We start from the raw sequence: 20,614 nt of genomic DNA, 5'->3' as shown, positions 1-20,614 counted from the left end.
AAAAATGGAAAGTTTTTTTTCAATTTAGTTTATCCGCCTTAGTCAAAAAGAGCTGTAACGAGTGGCGGTGGGTTGAATTTCAGGCATTTAAACTTGGATTTTTTTATAAATAATTTACACTTTTATGGGGCTGGCGGACTTCCCCCGCAGCCTTTTTTAAATATCGCGCTTACATACCGGTAAACACGTACGTTTTGCCCGCCACGGTTTTAAGGTTTATTACCTGCGCGTCGCTACCATCGCGGTTAAATTTACCTTCGCCGGCCAGCTTTAGTTTATTTGCGCTTCGTATAATACAATCGCCGCCCGATAACGATTTGATAGATACCTTCACCACCTTGCCTGCCTTCCATTGCATATTGCTTATTTCGAAATTACCGCGGGCACGCAGGCCTTTCACGCTGCCATCTGCCCAGGCTTTTGGCAAGGCGGGTAATAGTTGAATTTCTCCGGCCTGGCTTTGCAGCAGCATTTCGGCAACGCCGGCGGTATAGCCAAAGTTGCCATCTATCTGGAACGGCGGATGCGCGCAAAACAGGTTGGCATAAATGCCCCCGCCGTGGTTATAATCAACCCCTCCCCCACCTACAAGCGTTATAAAATTATTAAGGATGGTATGCGCATGGTCGCCATCCTGCAGGCGTGCCCAAAAGTTCATCTTCCAGGCCATGCTCCAACCCGTAGATTCGTCGCCACGGGCCAACAAACTTACTTTGGCCGCTTTGGCCAGGTCAGGTGTGGTGATAACGCTGACCTGCCTGCCCGGGTGCAGGGCAAACAGGTGCGATGCATGGCGGTGCGTATCTTTTGGGTCGTCGCGGTCGGTTTCCCATTCCTGCAATTGGCCCCACTTGCCAATTTTGGGTTTCAGCAGGTGCTCTTTTAAGGACGCAATGTGGGCGCGGTAGGGTTTATCCAGCCCCAATATATCCGCTGCTGATAGATAATTGGTAAACAGATCGTATACAATTTCCTGGTCGTAAGTTACACCATCTTCCGTTGGCCCATGCTCCGGCGACCAGCCCAAGGGCGATACCAGCGTACCATCATCGCGGCGCTTTAAATGGTCGTCCCAAAATTCCGAGATTTCTTTGAGGATAGGGTAAGCGAAGTTTTTAAGGTATTCTTTGTCTTTCGTAAAAGCGTAGTGCTCCCAAAGTGCCTGTGCATACCAGGCGCTGCCTGGCGTGTTCCATAAATAGCTGGAGCAGCCGAAGATGCCGTTCTCTGTCCGCACCGTCCAGCCGCGGGTATTGGGGTATTCTTTGGCGGTGCTTTCGGTTTTCACTGCCCTTTGACTGTTGATGAAATCGAGGTATGGGAAATGGCATTCTGACAAATTAGTAGGTTCCGCCAGCCAGTAATTCATCTGGATATTGATATTGGAGTGATAATCGCTGCGCCATGGTGGGTTATTGCTGTTATTCCAAAGGCCCTGCAGATTGGCGGGCAGCCCCCCCTTGCGGGATGAACTGATAAGCAGGTACCGCCCGTATTGAAAAAGCAGTGCCTCCAGCTGTGTATCGCCGCCTTTTTTATAATTCAGAATTTGCTGATAGGTGGGTACGGTGCTTTGCGCAGCTTTTTTAGTGCCGAGGTTTATAGAGACGCGGCCAAATAACGCGCGGTAATCGGCAATGTGCCTTGCCAACAATTGCGGGTATGTTTTGGCAGATGCCGATGCGATAATACCCTTCACTTTTACGGCCGGGTCTTCGCCTTTCCATTTATTTTCGCGTTTGTTGCTGTAGTCGGTAGCAGCCGAAAGCAATATGGTAAAGCCGTTTGCTTTGCTGATATTGAGTTGCTGGCCGCCATTACCATCGGTGCCGATGCTGAGTTTGCCACCATCTAAAATAATTTTGGCGGTGGCACTATATACTTCGCCGTTGTCCAGCTTGCCGTTTATCTGCAAGGTGGCGCCCTCAGCCGTAACTGTACCTTTATGCGCATCCTTTAATTGAATCCCCGCTGAGTAATAAGCGCCGGGTTTATCGGCCGTATAATGCAGCACCATTACCTTATCGGGGAAGCTGCAAAAATACTCGCGACTATATTTGGCTACGGTGTTGTATCCAATGCACATAACCGACCTGCTGATATCCAGCTCACGGCGGTAATTGCTGGTAACGGTATCAAAAAGCGGGAAGTTGATAAAAAGGTCGCCAAAAGCCTGGTAAGCGCCGGTTTCGTTCTCGTCGCCGGTCCAAAGGCTTATCTCATTAAACTGAATATGCTCGCTGGCAACACCGCCAAAAACCATCCCCCCTATGCGGCCGTTGCCAATGGGGTAAGCGTCGGTCATCCAGTCTTTAGCAGGCTTATCGTCCCATAGCTTTAAATTTTGGGCGGAAGCGTTGCCTGCAATAAGCAAGCTCCCGATACATAATACAAAGGCAGCAAACTTCAGGTTCAGGTTGGATATGGCTTTCATCTGTAATTATCGTGAGGTTTTAAATTGATCTGTCTAAATGTACATACCCGCCATCCACATATACTATTTGCCCGGTGGTATGGCTGGAAAGAGGTGACAGCAGGAACCCCGCGGTATTAGCAATTTCCTCTACAGTCGTCATCCGTTTTCCAAGCGGAATATTCTCAACAATAGAGGCGAGTTTTTCTTCGGGGTTTTCCAGGGTGCTTAACCAGCGCTCGTAAAGCGGTGTATAGCATTCGGCCACCACAAGGGCATTTACGCGGATATTGTGCGGCAATAGCTCCACAGCCCATTCCCTTGTCAAGGCATTGCGCCCACCATTGGCAGCCGCATAAGCTGATGTACCGCCCTGCCCTGTATCTGCCACCTTAGAGGTTATATTGAGGATACTACCCTGCGATCTGATCAACTCGGGCAAAGCATGGTGCGCTATTAAATAATAATGCACCAGGTTTTTATGCAGCGAAGCCATAAATTTTTCGTAGCCGCCGTTTTGCAGGCCCACGCCATCGTTCTCGCCGGCATTATTCACCAGGCCGTCTATTCTGCCAAATTCGGCTATTACGTTTTCAACCGCCTGGCGGCAAGCGTCGGGGTTTGATAGTTCGGCCACAAAATGGAAGGCTTTACCGCCGGCAGCTGCAATTTCGTTTACCGTTTTCAGGTTTTCCGCTTCGGTGCGGCTGATAATAACGGGGATAGCGCCCTCCTTTGCCAGCAGCACAGCTATGCCTTTGCCTATACCGCGGGCACCGCCGGTCACAATAATTACTTTGTCCTTTAATTGTAGATCCATAATAGAAAAAAATGCCGGTAAGGCAGGTATAATTGGTATTATTCAATACAAGTATAGGCTTTGTTGCAGGCCCAACATTTTATTCTTTGATCAAAACATTAAGCGATATTGTATTTAGTTAAAAACATATGCAGGTTTTGTAACTTTAATGTTGAATTTTTGTACATTCATCCAACCAATTACTTACAATGAAGCCCCAATTATTAAAAGTATCCACTACCATGGTACAGTCGTTCAATGCGCGGCGCGATACCAGGCCCAATGTGAATAACCATTGGCACTACCACCCCGAAGTGGAATTGGTTTACTTTAAAAAAGGCAGCGGCACCCAATTTATAGGCGATTGCATCACCCAGTTTAACACCGGCGATGTGGTGCTGGTTGGTTCTAACCTGCCGCATTACTGGAAGTTTGACGAAGTGTATTTTCATGGCGATGCCGATGTTACCGCGGATGTGAGCGTGGTGCATTTTAATGAGAATTTTTGGGGCGACCAGTTCCTGGAGCTTCCCGAAAATAAGGAGATCAAAAACATCCTCAATAAATCTAAACGGGGCATACAGATAACAGGCGCCAATCTCAATAAGGTGGGCAGCCTGGTAGAACAGGTGGTATTTGCCGAGGGACCGCGTAAAATTATCCTGCTGATGGAAGTATTGCTTGCAATTGCCGGCGGCGGGGAGAACAACATATTGGCATCATTGGGTTTCGCGCACAATTTCCAGGAATCGGAGAAGGACCGCATCAACGCTATTTACAACTACTCCATCGTAAATTTCAAAAAGAAGATAACGCTTGATGAAATAGCCGCCGTTGCCAATATCAGCCCAAATTCATTTTGTAAATATTTTAAATCGCGCAGCAAAAAAACCTACTCGCGCTTTATTAACGAGATAAGGGTGGGCAGCGCCTGTAAGCTACTCATCAACAACCAAATGAACGTGAAGGAAATATGTTATGAAAGCGGCTTTTATAATTTTGCCAGCTTTCATAAATATTTTAAAGAGATAACCGGAAAAAGCCCCCTAAGCTATCAGAAGTGTTACGTTAAAAAGTAGCACTTACTTTTTGCCAAAAGTGCTGTACTGCCAACTATCCGTACGGAACGGTGATGCAGGCAAGCCCGCCCCGTTAACTAAGTTACAAACCGGGTTATTGGCCCAGGCGTATCTTACAGCAACCGGGTTTTTCACATTGGGGCTGCTTACCGTTACTTTATCGCCATCTATTACGGCATCGGCCCAGTAAAACTTTTGGTCGGCACCGGCTAAAGCGAAACCCGTAAGGGCACCGCCGCCTTTGGCGTTAAGTCCATCGGCATGTTTTAGTTTTATGCTGATTGCACTGCCATCAATTTTAGAAGATTTGTAAACCGGGCCAGTATAAACGTCGCTTTGTCCGTAGTTTTTTGCCAGGGCGATAAGCGCCAGCCGGCGGCCAACTTCCTGTTTATTTTTGGGGTGAATATCCGCGCCTTCGCCAATATCTATGGCCACAGCCATGCCCGTGTTTGGCAAAGCCAGGGTAACAGATTGCACATCGCGCAGTTCGGCCCAGGCAGAGGGCATGGGTTGCGGAATCGCCGGCATAAAATTGGCCAGTTGCACAAAGTAGAAAGGCATTTTTGGGTTGTTCCAATCGCGGCGCCAATCGTTTATTAAAGCCGGGAACAGTTCCGCGTATTGTTGCGCCCTGTTGGTATTTGCCTCGCCCTGGTACCATATAGCGCCTTTTACCGCGTATTGGATAAAAGGATTGATCATCCCATTGTACAATACAGATGGCCGGTTTGGCCCATCATTAAATACCGGCGAGGGGAAACCTTTAAAATCTACCGCTGCCTTATATTGCCATGCTCCATCTAATTGGATACGGTCGGTGCCGCTTTGTATAAACATTACGCCTTTTTTGCCGGTAAAACCGCCGTCGCCGCCGGTGTCAAAAGCACGTACGGCCAGTACAAACTCACCCGCTTTTACCTTTTCTGCCGGGATCACATAATTACGCGGCGCGGCATAAAAGTTGGTTTCGCCTATTTTTTCGCCGTTTAAGAAAGTGATATCGGCATCATCAATAGCACCCAAACTTACCTGCACCGATTTACCGGCCCACCTTTCGGGGATGGTAATCGTTTTACGGAACCATACGATGCCATCAAAATCTGGCAGTATGGAAGTTTCCCAGGCACCGGGTAACTGCACAGTTTTCCATCCGGCAGTATCTATACTTGGGGCGGCCCAAACAGGTACGCCGTTTTGGTAGCCGCCGTCCTTCGCTATTACATTGGTTTGCCACGCTGTAGATTCGGTATTGTAGAGGGCCTGGCTTTGTTCTTTAGTAAGGGTCTTCATCCTGTCGTAAGCTTTGGCCAGGTCGGGCAGTTGCTTTACTGTGTTCTCGCTGGTCCATGCTTCCACAATAGTGCCACCCCATGACGAATGGATGAGCCCTATTGGGATACCCGTTTTTTTATAGATATTGCGGGCGAAGAAATAAGCTACCGCCGAAAACTGCGCCACCGTTTGCGGGGTGCATGGCTGCCAGCCGCCGCCGGTTATTTTGGCATCGTCCAAAGGCACGGTGCTTACCACATGCTCCACTTGTAAAAGGCGGATATTGGGGTACTGCGCATCGGCCAGTTCCTGCTGGTAATTTACCACTTGCGACCAGCCCGAAACCGGGAACTCCATATTGGATTGCCCAGAACAGATCCACACTTCGCCTATCAATATATTTTTTAGTGTAATGACCTCGCCATCAGAAACCGTAATATCATAAGGACCGCCGTAAGATGGCGTAGCCAGCATTACCTTCCATTTACCATCGGCACCGGCTATAGCTGTGTAATGTTTACTGCTCCAGGTAGTGGTAATGCTTACCGTTTTACCCGGCTCAGCCTTGCCCCAAATAGCGGCTTTTGTTTTTTGCTGCAGCACCATATTATCGGAAAATGCAGAAGACAGAATAACTTTAGCATGGGCACAAAAGCCGGTAGCCACAAGCGTGGTAAGGAGGAGGACGCGAAGGATTTTCATAATTTTAAGGTTAGGCAAATATTGGTTTTTATTTGGTGAAATAAAGAGCATCATTGGCTTTTTCATATTGCTAAAATGATTACGCAAGTTGATTCACCTAATTATTTGTATTATTAATTATTTTTATCGGCGCAGCACTGCTTTCATAGTTATTGTTTCCCAAGTAGTTTTTCCATCATTGAAATTGCATACCTTAAATTCCCCTTTTTTTATTTTTCGTACCAGTGTATTGAACTTAACTTTGCCAGGATCTTTGGTGAAAATATCAAACGTAGACTCGGCTATTTTTACCCATTCATTTTGCTGAAGGCTATAAATATTTAATGCTTTAAAACGACTTGTGCACGATGAATAAAATATACCAATTTCCCGGGTACCATCTTCATCAATATCCTCAACAACAAATAAATTATTCGGATGGCAGCAATTAGATTGGGTATAAAGCCTGGGCAATTTCTGGTCGTTAAAAAAGTAAGAGTCACCCTCGTCGCAATAATTAAATGGCGGAATAACAACTACACTATCGCGCCCTTTGTCGCCGTTTATTTTTCTCACCGTAGCAATCCCTTCAAAGTTCTCTTTTAAACGGTCGTTTTTATAGGTAAGTATCCCACAAGTGTCGGGTTGGTACCGCTTCATATACGCTTGAACGGGAGCTTGGTTGCCCCCCAGCAAACTATCTGCAAAAAAATTAAGATTTGATTTAAGGACAGCTTTTAAACTATCCTTTCTTTTAGTTTCCCGCTCAACGGCTCTCGGTTTCACAAATTTATCTTTCACAGTCACGGCCGGTTTATTTGCGTTGCTAATACAAGAAGAAACGATGGCTATAGATACAAAAAGACATGTCCAGTGTTTATAATTCGGGACTTTGATAAGGGAAAGCATGATTAATTAAATGGTAACCAAAGTTAATTAAACCATTTTATGATTTATTAACTCACCAAAACAAATATCACCAAACTCCTCGGTCCGTGTGCGCCGAGCACCAAAGATTGTTCAATATCGGCTGTTTTTGAGGGACCAGCAATGAAGGCAGCGAAGCCATGGTCGGTACCCTGGGTACGCAGGTAGGCGGCGTGCATATCGGGTACAATATCTGTCGACTTAACAACCAACGCTAAATGCTGGCAAATAAAGGGCAGCACGCGGGTACCCATTTGTTTTTCGGTAACCCAAAGAGCGCTGTTTTCGGCAACGCCAAACTCGGCCTGCAGAATGGCCAGCTCTACATTCTCCATTTCGTGCGGAGCGTTGTTGGCAAACAAGGCGGCATCTTTGGCAAGATCCAATAATCCGGGTATAGAGGTTAACACCCGTGCGCCCGGCGCAATCACCAAATGTGCTTTCAATTCGGCAATACTATCAACAAGCACAACCCTGCTGCCTACGTTACCCGCGACTGTGGCAAAAGTTTCCAGCAACGCGCCTTTAGCTGCAGCCTTCTCTTCCCACACAGCCATATCCGGCGCAGCCACCAAAGGCGGCTGGTTACGGCGTACATCTGCTAATATTTTATCACGGCTATTCATTTCGAATTTAGAATGTTCAATGTCGAATTTATTTTACCTGTATTGCCTCTTGCATTTCTATTCTCATCACTCACTACCTACTACTCACAACTCACCATTCACTACTCACAACTTACCACTCACCATTCACTACTCACTACTCACCACCCACTACTCTCTATTCTTCCTATACCACTCCCCGAAAGACTCCTTCGGTGCATCCGGCATATCGCGTTGCTTGTACCAGGGGTTCAGGGGGTTGCCCACGGCAAATGGGGTATGTTTCATTACCCAACGCCCGGCCTTGCCTGCTATGCGGTAGATCTTTGGCGAGGACAGCGTATAAGCCATCGCCTGCATGGCTGCTGCTTTCTTTTTATCGCCGTAGCCCTCTTTTATAATTACCTGCCGCCATTTATAAAGCTGCTCGTGGATATCTATCTTCACCGGGCAAACGTTACTGCACGATCCGCAAAGCGTGGACGCAAAGGGCAGATCGGCATATTGCTTCATATCCAGGTTCGGTGCGAGGATAGACCCGATGGGCCCAGCAACGGCGGTATGGTAGCTATGCCCCCCGCTGCGCCGGTAAACCGGGCAAGTATTCATACAGGCCCCGCAACGGATGCACTTGAGCGAATTGCGGAAATCTTCGCGGCCTAATTGAATGCTTCGACCGTTATCAACCAATACAATATGCATCTCCTGCCCCGGCCTTGGCCTTTTAAAGTGGCTGCTGTAGGTGGTGATAGGTTGCCCGGTAGCGCTGCGCGTAAGCAGGCGCAAAAACACGCCCAGGTCCTTGCGTTTAGGGATCAGTTTTTCTATTCCCATGCTGGCAATATGCACGTCTGACAGGTGCGCGCCCATATCTGCATTACCCTCGTTGGTGCACACCACAAACTCGCCAGTTTCGGCTACCGCGAAGTTAACGCCGGTAAGCGCTGCCCTGCGGGATAAGAAAGTATTACGCAAATGGATGCGGGCGGTTTCGGTCAATACCTGCGGGTCGGCCTCACCTTTGGCACTGCCCAAAAATTCGTGGAATATATCGCCTATCTCTTCTTTTTTCTTATGGATACAAGGAAGCACGATATGGCTTGGTGGTTCTTTAGCCAACTGCACAATCAGTTCGCCCAGGTCGGAATCTACCACGTTAATGCCCTGCTCTTCCAGGTAATGGTTCAGGTGGCATTCCTCCGTCAGCATGGATTTGCTTTTCACCATCTGGCTGATGCCATGTCGCTTTAAAATACTATGAACAATGTGGTTATGTTCTTTTGCATCAGCCGCCCAATGCACCCTAATGCCGTTGTTGATGGCTTGCTGCTCAAACTGCTCCAGGTAATTACTAAGGTTGGACAGTACATTATGTTTTATTTGCGAGGCGGCTTCGCGCAACTCTTCCCAATCGGGGATCTGGTGCGAGGCCTTATCACGTTTCTGGCGGACAAACCAAAGAGTTTCATCGTGCCAGTCTACGCGCTGTTCGTCTTTATTGAACACTTCAGATAGTTGGGCGTGATCTTTCATGCTACTGTTTCCTTTACGCCGTTTAGGATCTCGGCAATGTGGATCACCTTTACCCCGCTTTTTTGCCTTTTCAGGATGCCTTCCATGTGCATGAGGCAACTGAGGTCGGCAGCGGTGATGTACTCCGCGCCGTTTTGAATATGATCGGCAACACGGTCTTTCCCCATCTTTGCCGATACCGCTTCCTCGGCCACGCAAAACGTACCGCCGAAACCGCAGCATTCATCGGCACGGTTCAGGGGGACCAGCTCCACACCTTCTACCATACCAAGCAAGCTCCCGGGTTTGGAGAATGGCGACGCGGTTAATTCCGTCATCTGCGCCAGTTTAAGGCCGCGTTGCCCGTGACAGCTTTGGTGCAGGCCAACCCGGTGCGGGAATTTCGCATCCAGTTTTTCCACCTTTAAAACGTCGGTTAAAAACTCGGTAAGCTCGTATATTTTTTTGCGGATGCCGGTGGCGGCTTCCTCATTATTGTGGCTGTGCAGGTGTTCCTTAATGTGTAAAGCACAACTGCCCGATGGCGAAACCACGTAATCAAATTCCGCAAAGTTGTCTACAAAAAGATCGTTACAGCCGCCGGTTAAATGTTCGTAACCCGAGTTTGCCATGGGCTGCCCGCAGCAGGTTTGCTGTGCAGGGTAGCCAACCGTTACGCCAAGTTTTTCCAGCAACTCCAGCGTAGCGATAGCCGCGTTGGGGTAAAACTGGTCGACGTAACAGGGGATGAACAAACCTACTCTCATGTTACAAATCTGCAGTATTCATATCATTAAATTGTCCTGTACTGTATGCCTTAAGCTTTGGTGTAAGCCACCACTTCCTGCCTCGAAGTACCCAAACCATCTATCCCTAATTCAACCACATCGCCGGGTTTTAGGTATACGGGTGGTTTAAAGCCAAGCCCAACACCTGCCGGCGTACCGGTAGAGATCACATCACCCGGCAGCAATGTCATAAACTGGCTGATATAGGATATTACAAAAGGCACTTTAAAAATAAAGTTGGAAGTATTGCCATCCTGCATTTTGGTACCGTTAACGGTGAGCCACAGGCGCATGGCATCTACATCGCCGGCTTCATCGGGTGTAACCAAATACGGGCCCATCGGCGCAAAGGTGTCGCAGCCTTTACCTTTATCCCAGGTACCATTTCGCTCCAGCTGAAACTCGCGTTCGGATACATCATTGTGCAAAACGTAACCTGCGATATAGTCCGCTGCTTCGGCTTCGTCTACATAAGATGCTTTTTTGCCGATAACCACAGCAAGCTCCACTTCCCAATCGGTTTTTACCGAGTTCTTGGGGACCATGATATCATCGTTTGGCCCAACCAGCGAGGTAGTGCTTTTCATGAAGATGATAGGCTCGGTTGGTGTTGCCGCGTTGGTTTCTTTGGCATGATCGGCATAGTTAAGGCCGATGCATACAATTTTCGACGGCCTGGCGATAGGGCTGCCCAAACGGCTGCCTTCGGGGATTGGTATCAATTCGCTTTGATGCGCTTTTATGTAAGCGTCCAGCTCGGCAAGGCCGCCGCGCCCGAAGAATTTCTCATCGTAATCGCTTTGCAAAAAAGATGCATCGTAGTTAACACCATCTATGTTTACGCCTGCTTTTTCCTTACCGGCGTTGCCAAATCTTATCAGTTTCATCTCTTGTTAGTTATTTAAAGTAATAAAACCCCCATCAATAGGGTAATCCGTCCCGGTTATAAAACCGGATTCATCCGAACACAGGTACAACGCCAACGAAGCAATTTCCTCCGGCTTGCCCATACGCCCGATGGGTTGGCTTTTTGATAATTTTTCAAATATTTCGTCCTCTTTGCCCGGGTAGTTTTTGGCGATGAACCCATCTACAAATGGCGTATGCACCCTCGCCGGCGAAATGCTGTTACAGCGGATGTTATCGGGCATGTAATCGCGTGCTACGGATAAGGTAATGGCGAAGATGGCGCCCTTGCTCATGCTGTAAGCAAACCTATCGGTAAGCCCCACATGCGCAGCTATCGATGCCATGTTGAGGATAACACCGCCGCCATTTTGCTTCATCAAAGGCACAGCGGCGTACAGGCAGTTATAAGCGCCCTTTACGTTTACGTTATACACACGGTCCAGGTCAGCCTCAGCGGTGTTCTCCAGGTTACCCACATGGGCAATGCCCGCGTTATTCACCAGGATATCTACCCCGCCTATCTCTTTAAAAATAGCCACAACCGCCTGCTGATCGGCAACGTTTGCCGCGTAAGCCTTTGCCTGTCCGCCTGCGGCGGCTATCTCTTCCACCACGCCTGTAGCGGCGTCGGCATTCAGTTCTATGATGTGTACCTGTGCGCCTTGTTTGGCAAACAACAGGGCTATGGCTCTGCCTATCCCGCTGCCGCCACCGGTTATTACGGCGCTTTTATTTATTAAGCTAAACATGCTTTATCTGATAATTTATAATGAAACACCCCTTTTCCATGGGATAAAATCGTCCTGCCCTAATTGTACCGCTTTCGGTTTTATATCGCCATTGGCCACCTCAATAACATAGTTAAGCAACCTGTGTGCCGATTGCTGGATGCTCTCGTCGCCCTCTATCACGGCACCGCAATTAAAATCGATAATATCGGGCATGCGGTTAAACAGTTTAGTATTGGTAGATAGCTTTACCACCGGCGCTATGGGGTTGCCCGTTGGCGTACCCAGCCCGGTTGTAAAAAGCACCAGGTTTGTGCCCGAGCCAACTACCGCGGTGGTGCTCTCCACATCGCTGCCCGGCGTGCATAGCAGGTTAAGCCCCGGCTTGGTTACTTTTTCAGGATAATCCAACACGGCGGTTACCGGCGATGAGCCTCCTTTTTTTGCTGCCCCTGCCGATTTAATGGCATCGGTAATTAAACCATCCCTGATATTGCCCGGCGATGGGTTGGCGTAAAAGCCTGATCCATCTGCCTCTGCCCTGGCGGCGTAAGTACTCATCAGGTTCATGAATTTTAAGGCAGTTGGTTCGTCTACACAGCGGTCGCTTAGTTCCTGTTCTACCCCACAAAGTTCGGGGAACTCTGCCAATACCACATTGCCGCCCAGGGTTACCAAAATATCTGATAAATAGCCCAGCACAGGGTTAGCCGATATGCCCGAAAAGCCATCAGAACCACCGCACTCCAAACCAACACACAGTTTGTTTATCGGGGCAGGCTCGCGCTGTTGTTTGTTTACTTCTATCAGCCCGGCAAAAGTTTGTTTTAAGGCCTCGTGCAGCAGGCGGCTTTCTGTACCCAACTTTTGCTGCTCCAGTATTATTAAAGGTTTGGAGAAATTCGGATCGCGTTTTTTTATTTCATCCTGCAAAATGCTGGCCTGCGCGTGCTGGCAGCCCAGACTTAATACGGTTGCGCCTGCCACATTGGGGTGGGTAATATACCCGGCCAACAGCCCGCAAAGCGCGTCAGAATCGGTACGGGTACCGCCGCAGCCCATATCATGATTGAGGAATTTTATGCCATCAACATTGGCGAAGATCTTTTTAGAAGCGTTCCCTTCGGGCGTCATCTGCAGGTCGGCCTGTAGGATATCCTCTACCGATTTGCCTGTTTGTAGCATACTCACCAGTTGATCTACTTCGCTTTCGTAACCGCGTGGTTTGGCAAAGCCCAATTTATCCAGCATGGCATCCTTCAGCACATTAATATTACGGTTCTCGCAAAAAACCAGTGGGATAACCAACCAGTAATTGGCCGTCCCAACCGAGCCATCCGACCGGTGGTAGCCCATAAACGTGCGGTCTTTAAAATCGCTGACATCCGGCTGTTTCCACTCCGTTTTACGAGTGCCCAGCTTAAAACCATCCGCCGCGTGGTGCACGTTTTTGGTAGAGATAAGTCCGCCCTGTGCAATGGGTTCGCTGGCTTTGCCAACCAACACACCATACATGTGGATCTCATCCCCTTCGGCAAGTGGGCTTATGGTAAATTTATGCTTACCGGCTATATCATCCGCCAACACCAGGCTGCTGCCATTGTGCTCAATAACGGTGCCTTTTGGGAGGTCGGTGAGGGCTACCAATACATTGTCGGTATGGTGTATCTGTAAAAAAGTACGTTTATCTTCTGCTACCATAATATTTTTATTGCCCGTTAAATATAATAACTCAACGCCTGCTGCCTTGTTTGGCAATTACCCATACCCTGGTAAACCACCATTAATTTCTTGTAAAATTAACAGCATTACCGTGGTTTAAAATGGATAAACCGCAAAAAAAGATGGACTATTTGGTTATAAATTTAAACAAGCGCTGCATCCTGCGATGCAATTTTCCAGCAATATACCTTTACATTACAAAACATGCAAAAACTAATAAAGCACCTGCAAAGGAAACGGATGCAGGCTAACAATACTTTTACCTTATTGGCTAATTATTAAGCGATATTGGTTTTGTAACGCAACTGCCTGGCTCGCAAATTCCTATCCGCGTAAAACAATTGCTTATAATTTTAATTACCATACCATCAGCACTTCAAAAGCATCATATATTGAAAACTAAAGTACACATTGCCATATTGGGTGGTGGCCCAAGCGGGCTGTTTATGTTTAAACGATTGGTAGATACCTGCAATGCTAACCTTGCTATAACCATATTTGAGCGTAAGAAACAATTGGGCGTGGGCATGCCTTACAGCACCGAGGGTGCTAATGATGAGCACATTACCAATGTATCGGGTAACGAGATCCCCGAGCTGGTTACCTCCATTGCCGATTGGATAGCAAGCGCGCCAAAACATCTGCTGGACCATTACCAGATAACACAGGAAAGCTATAACGATTATAAAGTGCTGCCGCGCTTGTTGTTTGGGCAGTATCTGTCGGCACAGTTCGACCTGCTGCAACAGCAGGCAGAAACGAGGGGCATAGAGGTGAACATACATTTTGAAAGCAGTGTGACCGACATTACCGACGAGCCGGAAAAGGGCAACGTTTCCGTAGAAGTAAACGGCGAAAACACGCAAGACTTTGATACCGTGATTATTTGCACAGGGCACAACTGGCCAAAGAAATACGAAGGGAAGATACCCGGTTATTTCGATTCGCCTTACCCACCTGCCAAATTGCATATTAAAACAAACCATCAGGTTGCCATCAAAGGCTCCTCGCTTACCGCAGTGGATGCCATCCGTACCCTTGCCCGTGGGAATGGCGAATTTTCGATAGAAAAGGATGGCAAACGAGTTTATCATTTGGCTGCCGATAGCCCCGACTTTAAGATCACGCTGCATTCGCGCAATGGTTTATTGCCTGCGGTTCGATTTCACCTGGATGATTCGCATTTAGAGAACGATTCGCTATTAACTGATGAAGAAATAGCGGAGCATATTCAAAGCAACAATGGCTTTTTGTCGCTTGATTATATCTTCGAAAAGGATTTTAAACAGATCTTTAAAGAGAAAGACCCGGAGTTTTACGCGCATGTAAAGGATTTGAGCATGGAAACCTTCGTAGCCGAAATGATGGAACAGCGCGAACGCCTGGATGCCTTCCAGTTGTTAAAAGCGGAATATATGGAGGCGGAGCGTTCCATCAAAAGAAGGGAATCTATTTACTGGAAGGAGATGCTGGGCGTTTTAAGCTTCGCGATGAATTACCCCGCCAAATATTTATGTGCCGAGGATATGCAAAGGCTGCAAAAAGTGTTGCAGCCGCTCATATCGGTGGTGATCGCCTATATCCCCCAAAGCTCCTGCGAAGAATTGCTGGCCATGCACGATGCAGGTGTACTGGAAATTGTTTCGGTAGGTGAAGACAGCGAAGTAAAACCCGAAAAAACCGGCGGTGCTACCTATTATTATACCGATGAGGTGGGTGAAAAACACGCCGACCATTTTAAAACTTTTGTAGATTCGGTTGGGCAGCCGCACCTGCCTTTTGAAGACCTGCCCTATAAAAGCCTCGTCGACAATAAAACCGTTAGCCCTGCCCTACTTAAATTCAGGGATGCTGCTAAAGGTAAAGAGGCTTTAAAAAAAGATGAGAGGCTGGTGCAAACTAAAGGCGGAGATTATTATTTGACAGTCCCCGGGGTTGCCATTAACGATAATTTCCAGGTGCTTGATGAGCAGGGCACGGTAAACGATCGGATTTATATGATGGCCGTACCGTATATTGGCGGTTATAATCCCGATTACTCCGGGCTTGATTTTTGCGAGGCCGCGTCGGCAAATATTATCGACAGCCTTTTTAAAACAGAAGATGCATGAGCGAAGAAACGTCAACGGAATTAAAATTATATATGCTACTGCTGGGTTCTAAAGCACCCGGCAGGCACGTGGAACAGCACGACTTCTTCTTCGGCGTAGCCCATTCTTTAAAAGAACTTGTCCCCGCTATTAAAAGTTTTTGGCACGGCACGGGCAACTCGCTGCATATTGACGGCTGGCGCGAAGTGACCAATGTAGACGGCTACCGCGTAAACGTACTATTGAAACAGGATGCCTTCCCGGAACCGGAGAACAGGCTCTTTTTTGTAAACCTCGGCGGCTACCAGGCCAATAAGTTGGAAGAACAGCATTACACCCTGTTAACGGTTCAAAGCGACAAAGCGCTCGCCATCCAGGAATCCAAGAAAACCATTTTCTTTCGCACCGCTACCATCGCCGGTATGAAAGGGGCGAACTCGCACATCGACGACAAGTACGGCATCGATGTGGATGATATCTACAAGATAGAAGAAATGCTTTCTCCCTCGCAAAAAGAACGGTACTACATCGATATCACACCTGCTTCAGATCTACCGGAGGACGAGGTACATTTGGGGTATTTCAGGTTGGAGAAACTATGATCCGCCCCGCCAACCCAGCCGATGCCCCAGCCATATCCCAACTCATATTGCTTGCTATGGGTAATGCACTTGCCGGCAAATTTGCCAATAGTAATGACCCGGAAGTTGTAGATGAATTATTTACCAAATTTGCCGGGCAACCTGGCAACCAGTACAGTTATGAAAACGCTTTGCTTTGGGAAGAAGATAGCAGTGTTTGCGGGATGATATTGGCTTATGACGGCGGGCAACTGGATGCGCTTAGGATACCTTTCCTAACCTATACGCGTACCCAACTTGGCTTTACAGGCACTATTGAAGATGAAACTCAAAGCAGCGAATTTTATATCGACTGCCTCGGCGTTTTTCCGCAGTATCAAGGTAAGGGCATCGCCAAAAAATTAATAAAAGCACTATTTATACGCGCCGCTGAGTTGGGCCACCAAACCGTTGGCTTACTGGTAAGCAAAGGCAACGATAAAGCCCAAAAACTCTACACCGGGCTTGGATTTGAAATAGTGGGTGAGCAGGCCTTGCTGGGAGGCATACACTATCATTTACAATTCATATTGCCCTAATCAAAACTTATCATCGCCTTAATCACGCCGTTCTCCGGCTTTAGCCAGCTTTCAAAATTACCGACAACATCATCAAAATTTACGCGATGGGTGATGTAGGTTTTAGGATCAACCAGCCCTTTTTTCATGCAATCTATTACATGTTCAAAATCGGCACGGGTGGCGTTTCGGCTACTCATCAGCGTACCTTCCCGTTTATGTAGTTCGGGGTGGCCAACAACAATATCACCTTTTTGCAAGCCAACCAGTACATACCTCGCGCCATGCGCCATATAATAAAAGGAATTATTTATGGCTTTTTGGCTACCGGTGGCATCTATAACCACCGTAGGCATATCGCCATTGGTAATAGCTGATAGCTGCCCGGCTACGTCGGTTTCCAGCGCATTAATGGTATGGGCAACCTGCAGCTTTTCTTTACAAAAATCCAAACGCTGCTGGTTTACATCAAGGGCTATTACTTTTCCTCCAGCAATGCGGGCAAACTCCATTATGCCCAGGCCTATCGGCCCGGCACCTACCACCAACACAAATTCGCTGGCTTGTACCGCTGCCCGGCGCACACCGTGGGCACCTATGGCCAAAGGCTCTACCAGCGCCAATTCGTCGAGGTTTAAGCCCTTGCCGTGTATTAGCAGGGTTGCGGGTACCTGTAAGTATTCGCACATGCCGCCATCTGTATGCACGCCGCAAACCCGCAAGCTTACACAGCAGTTTGGCTTGTTGCTGCGGCAGGCTATACAATGCCCGCAATGATAGTAAGGTATAAAAGTAACTGCCTCGCCAATTACAAAACCTTCCGCGCCGCCGGTATCTGTCAATTCGCCCGATAGCTCATGCCCCAGAATCCGTGGGTAGCTAAAAAATGGCTGGGTGCCCTCAAAAGCATGCAGGTCTGTTCCGCACACACCAATACGGCGGATGCGGATAGTGGCATATCCTTCTCCTGGTTGTGGTTTATCGGTTGTGCCGTAATTAAGCTGGCCGGGCTGGCTGCATATCAAAATTTTCATTAGGCTCAATTACTGGTGAACTTGTACGTTTGGCCCTTGCCGGTTTGGAATATAAGCAGGTAACTGCCGCCATCCGCTTTAGACACTATACTACTGCCCGCGAGTTTAACCGGCCAATTACTGCGCAGCTTACAAACGCCGCCCATAGCCGATGTTATGCTTGCCTTTTTAAGCTTATGATCGCTCCAGGTGATGCTTACTTCAAAATTACCCCTTGCCTTTAAGCCTTTAACGCTCCCGCTTTCCCAGGCATCCGGCAGGGCAGGCAGCAGGTATACATTGCCGGTTTGGCTTTGCAGCAGCATCTCTGCAACGCCGGCTGTCGCCCCAAAGTTGCCATCTATCTGGAACGGCGGGTGCGCGTCGAACAGGTTGGCATACGTACCGCCGCCGCTGGCATAATTGGTGCCCTCTTCGCCGGTAAGGTGCAGCAGATCGCGCAGTAGTTTGTGCGCATGGTTGCCATCAAGCAGCCTCGCCCAAAAGTTTATTTTCCAGGCTTTGCTCCAGCCGGTGCCTTCGTCGCCCCGCAGTTCCAGCGTTTTTTTAGCGGCAGCAGCCAGGTCGGGTGTGGTTACCGGCGAGATCTGTTCGCCGGGGTATAAACCAAACAAATGCGATACATGGCGGTGGTGTGGGTCGGTTTCGTCCCAGTCTTTATACCACTCCACTAAATTCCCCTTTTTACCAATATGGAAAGGCAGCAGCTTTGCCTGCCGGGCTATCACCGTATCGCGCAGCGCCTTATCCAGCCCAAGCTTTTCAGATGCAATTATATAATGCGCGAACAGGTCGCGGATGATAGACATATCCATGGTGCTTCCCAAAGCTATAGTGCCCACTTTGCCGTTCTCATCCTTAAAAGCATTCTCGGGAGAGCCGCTTGGCGCGGTAACCCAATAGCCATCCTTATCTTTTACCAGCCAGCCCAGGGTAAAATCGACAGCACCTTTCATTAGCGGGTAGGCCTTGTTCTTTAAAAAAGCTTCGTCTTTAGTAAACAAGTAATGGTCCCAAAGGTGGCGGCACAGCCAATCGCCGCCCATAGACCAGTTGGCCCACATAGGATCGCCGGTTCCATCGCCAACCGGGTTACTCATCGCCCAGATATCGCTGTTATGGTGCGCCACCCAGCCATTTAAATTGTAAAACTCTTTGGCCGTTGTTTTACCCGTGATGGCCAGTTCGCCTGTCAGCCTTAGAAGCGGCTGGTGCAGTTCGCTCAGATTAGCCGTTTCCGCCGGCCAATAGTTCATCTGGGCGTTTATATTGATAGTATAGTTAGAGCTCCATGGCGGGCGCGTTTCGTTATTCCAAATCCCCTGCAGGTTTGCCGCTATGCCGCCCGGGCGCGAACTGGAGATAAGCAGGTACCGCCCAAACTGAAAAAATAAAGTTTCCAGGCCTGCATCCTTAGCTCCTTTAGTGTAAGCCAATAAGCGCTCGTTGGTAGGCAGGCTCACCGTATCGGGCTGCTGGTTTAGTTTAAAACTTACGCGATTAAAGTAAAGGCGATAATCGGCCTGGTGAGCGGCCAATAACGAGGCATATGGTAAAGCAACCGCCCCGGCCAAATATTTTTGGCTGAGGGCCAACTCATCCTTCCCCTCGGTAACCGGGCTTTTGTCGAAGCCATTGTAACTGGTTGCAGCTGATATTAATATGGTAACCTCGCTGGCATTTTTTATGCTGATGCCCGATGTATCTGCCGATACTGCTCCCCCCTTGTTAAGCACTTTTGTAACCCAGGCGTAGCGCATCCCCTTACTGAGCGAGTCGTCGTAATGGATCGGATTGGGCTTTTTACCAAGATAGCTGGGATCAACATGGGTTGGGGCGCTGCCCTTTATCAAAATCGTATTTTGCCCTGTAACGGCTTTTCTGTTTTTAAGTGGCGTACTGGCCAATACCTTTAAACTTAACTGGCCGGGCTTACTGGCCGTTAATCTTACAATGATCACCTGTGCCGGTGCCGAAGAAAACACTTCGCGCTTGTACGTAACGCCGTTAATCGTAAATCTTGTTGTGGCAATGGCGTCGCTGATGTTAAGACCGCGGTAGTAATTGCTAACGGCACCGTTAAAATTCTGCTTGATGCGGATATCGCCCAATGGTAAGTATCCTTCCGAATAATGGCCCTGCATTTTCTTGCTCAGTTCCTGCGCTTTTTGGTAATCGCCTGCAAAAATAGCTTCCCGTACCTGCGGCAAGTACGAAGGCGAATTAGGATTCATACCACCCTTTACCGGCCCGCCCGACCATAAACTACTTTCGTTCAACTGAATGAGCTCATCATCGGGGCGGCCAAAAACCATCGCGCCGAGGCGTCCATTGCCCACGGGTAAGGCCTGCGTCCAGCGTTTGGCAGGCTGATTGTACCATAGTTTTAAGGGCTGCTGGCTTAGCGCCACCAATGGCGACGACAATAATAGCGCGATGAAAAGCTTTTTCATGAATGGTATAATTGGTTTAAAACAATCGATTGCGTAATTCATCTAAGTAACATTTGTTTAGGCTGAAATCAAAACTTTAGTGAAAATATTTTTACGGACGAGTAACATTGATGAATACCCAAGGCAGGTGGCTCAGCTCGAATTAACACCCGTCAGCGTGGAAGCAGACTAAATATCACAGTCAGGTTTGGATGCATGACCAGGCGGGAGTGCTCAACCTCTCTATCTACGCTTTCCTAATAAAATATTTGAAAATTATGGTGACACAATTATCAAAAAAAGTGTTAACCCAGTATTTATTTATCTTATTGACTATAAGATACTTGAAAAACAAAAATCGAAATTGTGTTAACTTTTGTTAACCCTGTTTTAATGCAAAGAAGTTTGATGGGGCTAAAAAGACTCCCAAATTGAAGCGATTTACCTGTTTTGCTTTTTTTTCCCAAACATTTTTACCTCCC

The 20,614-nt window shown here is 48.1% G+C and carries 16 protein-coding genes; 4 read left to right on the top strand and 12 right to left on the bottom strand.

Features of this window, described 5'->3' with window-relative positions:
- Positions 1-169: 169 nt before the first annotated feature.
- On the bottom strand, positions 170-2,434 hold the full coding sequence (locus tag EPL05_RS20670) for a glycoside hydrolase family 95 protein (protein ID WP_128535899.1): 2,265 nt from the start codon (positions 2,432-2,434) through the stop codon (positions 170-172).
- 19 nt (positions 2,435-2,453) lie between these two features.
- Positions 2,454-3,233 carry an L-fucose dehydrogenase gene (locus EPL05_RS20665; protein WP_128535898.1) on the bottom strand — a complete coding sequence of 260 codons (780 nt, stop codon included), beginning with the start codon at positions 3,231-3,233 and terminating at the stop codon, positions 2,454-2,456.
- Between the two features lie 188 nt (positions 3,234-3,421).
- On the opposite strand from EPL05_RS20665, the gene EPL05_RS20660 reads away from it, so the two are divergent.
- Entirely contained in the window at positions 3,422-4,291 is an 870-nt protein-coding gene (locus EPL05_RS20660; protein WP_128535897.1) for an AraC family transcriptional regulator, read from the top strand.
- A 3-nt stretch (positions 4,292-4,294) separates the two neighbouring features.
- On the opposite strand, the gene EPL05_RS20655 is transcribed toward EPL05_RS20660, so the two are convergent.
- The 8 genes from EPL05_RS20655 to EPL05_RS20620 all read right to left on the bottom strand — a co-directional run bounded on the left by EPL05_RS20655 (position 4,295) and on the right by EPL05_RS20620 (position 13,417).
- Positions 4,295-6,268: a sialate O-acetylesterase gene (locus tag EPL05_RS20655; RefSeq protein ID WP_128535896.1), complete on the bottom strand. Its 1,974-nt coding sequence runs from the start codon at positions 6,266-6,268 to the stop codon at positions 4,295-4,297.
- Positions 6,269-6,391: 123 nt separating this feature from the next.
- Positions 6,392-7,048 (bottom strand): hypothetical protein, encoded by a 657-nt coding sequence (locus tag EPL05_RS20650; RefSeq protein ID WP_128535895.1) that lies wholly within the window; start codon positions 7,046-7,048, stop codon positions 6,392-6,394.
- A gap of 155 nt (positions 7,049-7,203) precedes the next feature.
- Positions 7,204-7,800: a LutC/YkgG family protein gene (locus EPL05_RS20645; protein ID WP_128535894.1), complete on the bottom strand. Its 597-nt coding sequence runs from the start codon at positions 7,798-7,800 to the stop codon at positions 7,204-7,206.
- Between the two features lie 150 nt (positions 7,801-7,950).
- Positions 7,951-9,312 (bottom strand): lactate utilization protein B, encoded by a 1,362-nt coding sequence (locus EPL05_RS20640; protein ID WP_128535893.1) that lies wholly within the window; start codon positions 9,310-9,312, stop codon positions 7,951-7,953.
- Positions 9,309-10,058, bottom strand: a complete 750-nt coding sequence (locus EPL05_RS20635; RefSeq protein WP_128535892.1) for a (Fe-S)-binding protein — start codon at positions 10,056-10,058, stop codon at positions 9,309-9,311. The genes EPL05_RS20640 and EPL05_RS20635 overlap by 4 nt, the downstream gene beginning before the upstream one ends.
- A 50-nt stretch (positions 10,059-10,108) precedes the next feature.
- Positions 10,109-10,966, bottom strand: a complete 858-nt coding sequence (locus tag EPL05_RS20630; RefSeq protein WP_128535891.1) for a fumarylacetoacetate hydrolase family protein — start codon at positions 10,964-10,966, stop codon at positions 10,109-10,111.
- A 6-nt stretch (positions 10,967-10,972) separates the two neighbouring features.
- Positions 10,973-11,737, bottom strand: a complete 765-nt coding sequence (locus EPL05_RS20625; RefSeq protein ID WP_128535890.1) for an SDR family NAD(P)-dependent oxidoreductase — start codon at positions 11,735-11,737, stop codon at positions 10,973-10,975.
- 15 nt (positions 11,738-11,752) lie between these two features.
- Positions 11,753-13,417 (bottom strand): UxaA family hydrolase, encoded by a 1,665-nt coding sequence (locus tag EPL05_RS20620; protein ID WP_128535889.1) that lies wholly within the window; start codon positions 13,415-13,417, stop codon positions 11,753-11,755.
- Positions 13,418-13,830: 413 nt separating this feature from the next.
- Here EPL05_RS20620 and EPL05_RS20615 point away from each other — a divergent pair, with 413 nt between their 5' ends.
- Genes EPL05_RS20615 through EPL05_RS20605 form a run of 3 tightly spaced genes read left to right on the top strand, consistent with a single transcriptional unit; the run spans position 13,831 to position 16,687 of the window.
- Complete coding sequence (locus EPL05_RS20615; RefSeq protein ID WP_243837339.1) at positions 13,831-15,549, top strand: FAD/NAD(P)-binding protein; 1,719 nt, start codon at positions 13,831-13,833, stop codon at positions 15,547-15,549.
- Positions 15,546-16,130 (top strand): DUF1543 domain-containing protein, encoded by a 585-nt coding sequence (locus EPL05_RS20610; protein ID WP_128535888.1) that lies wholly within the window; start codon positions 15,546-15,548, stop codon positions 16,128-16,130. The genes EPL05_RS20615 and EPL05_RS20610 overlap by 4 nt, the downstream gene beginning before the upstream one ends.
- Positions 16,127-16,687: a GNAT family N-acetyltransferase gene (locus tag EPL05_RS20605; protein ID WP_128535887.1), complete on the top strand. Its 561-nt coding sequence runs from the start codon at positions 16,127-16,129 to the stop codon at positions 16,685-16,687. The genes EPL05_RS20610 and EPL05_RS20605 overlap by 4 nt, the downstream gene beginning before the upstream one ends.
- On the opposite strand, the gene EPL05_RS20600 is transcribed toward EPL05_RS20605, so the two are convergent.
- On the bottom strand, positions 16,684-17,700 hold the full coding sequence (locus EPL05_RS20600; RefSeq protein ID WP_128535886.1) for a zinc-binding alcohol dehydrogenase family protein: 1,017 nt from the start codon (positions 17,698-17,700) through the stop codon (positions 16,684-16,686). The two genes, EPL05_RS20605 and EPL05_RS20600, sit on opposite strands and share 4 nt — an antisense overlap.
- Before the next feature lie 5 nt (positions 17,701-17,705).
- The gene (locus EPL05_RS20595) at positions 17,706-20,153 is read right to left on the bottom strand and encodes a glycoside hydrolase family 95 protein (RefSeq protein WP_128535885.1); all 2,448 of its coding nucleotides are present in this window, start codon (positions 20,151-20,153) and stop codon (positions 17,706-17,708) included.
- Positions 20,154-20,614 lie beyond the last annotated feature (461 nt).

This window comes from Mucilaginibacter gilvus, assembly GCF_004054195.1.
GTDB classification, from domain to species: domain Bacteria; phylum Bacteroidota; class Bacteroidia; order Sphingobacteriales; family Sphingobacteriaceae; genus Mucilaginibacter; species Mucilaginibacter gilvus.
This window is presented reverse-complemented; position numbering and strand designations above follow the sequence as displayed.

Bases quoted from the DNA above. Each gene is read 5' to 3' on its own strand.
- EPL05_RS20645 (WP_128535894.1), bottom strand. From the start codon at position 7,800: ATGAATAGCCGTGATAAAATATTAGCAGATGTACGCCGTAACCAGCCG.
- EPL05_RS20670 (WP_128535899.1), bottom strand. From the start codon at position 2,434: ATGAAAGCCATATCCAACCTGAACCTGAAGTTTGCTGCCTTTGTATTA.
- EPL05_RS20630 (WP_128535891.1), bottom strand. From the start codon at position 10,966: ATGAAACTGATAAGATTTGGCAACGCCGGTAAGGAAAAAGCAGGCGTA.
- EPL05_RS20600 (WP_128535886.1), bottom strand. From the start codon at position 17,700: ATGAAAATTTTGATATGCAGCCAGCCCGGCCAGCTTAATTACGGCACA.
- EPL05_RS20655 (WP_128535896.1), bottom strand. From the start codon at position 6,268: ATGAAAATCCTTCGCGTCCTCCTCCTTACCACGCTTGTGGCTACCGGC.
- EPL05_RS20605 (WP_128535887.1), top strand. From the start codon at position 16,127: ATGATCCGCCCCGCCAACCCAGCCGATGCCCCAGCCATATCCCAACTC.
- EPL05_RS20610 (WP_128535888.1), top strand. From the start codon at position 15,546: ATGAGCGAAGAAACGTCAACGGAATTAAAATTATATATGCTACTGCTG.
- EPL05_RS20595 (WP_128535885.1), bottom strand. From the start codon at position 20,153: ATGAAAAAGCTTTTCATCGCGCTATTATTGTCGTCGCCATTGGTGGCG.
- EPL05_RS20635 (WP_128535892.1), bottom strand. From the start codon at position 10,058: ATGAGAGTAGGTTTGTTCATCCCCTGTTACGTCGACCAGTTTTACCCC.
- EPL05_RS20625 (WP_128535890.1), bottom strand. From the start codon at position 11,737: ATGTTTAGCTTAATAAATAAAAGCGCCGTAATAACCGGTGGCGGCAGC.
- EPL05_RS20660 (WP_128535897.1), top strand. From the start codon at position 3,422: ATGAAGCCCCAATTATTAAAAGTATCCACTACCATGGTACAGTCGTTC.
- EPL05_RS20640 (WP_128535893.1), bottom strand. From the start codon at position 9,312: ATGAAAGATCACGCCCAACTATCTGAAGTGTTCAATAAAGACGAACAG.
- EPL05_RS20665 (WP_128535898.1), bottom strand. From the start codon at position 3,233: ATGGATCTACAATTAAAGGACAAAGTAATTATTGTGACCGGCGGTGCC.
- EPL05_RS20620 (WP_128535889.1), bottom strand. From the start codon at position 13,417: ATGGTAGCAGAAGATAAACGTACTTTTTTACAGATACACCATACCGAC.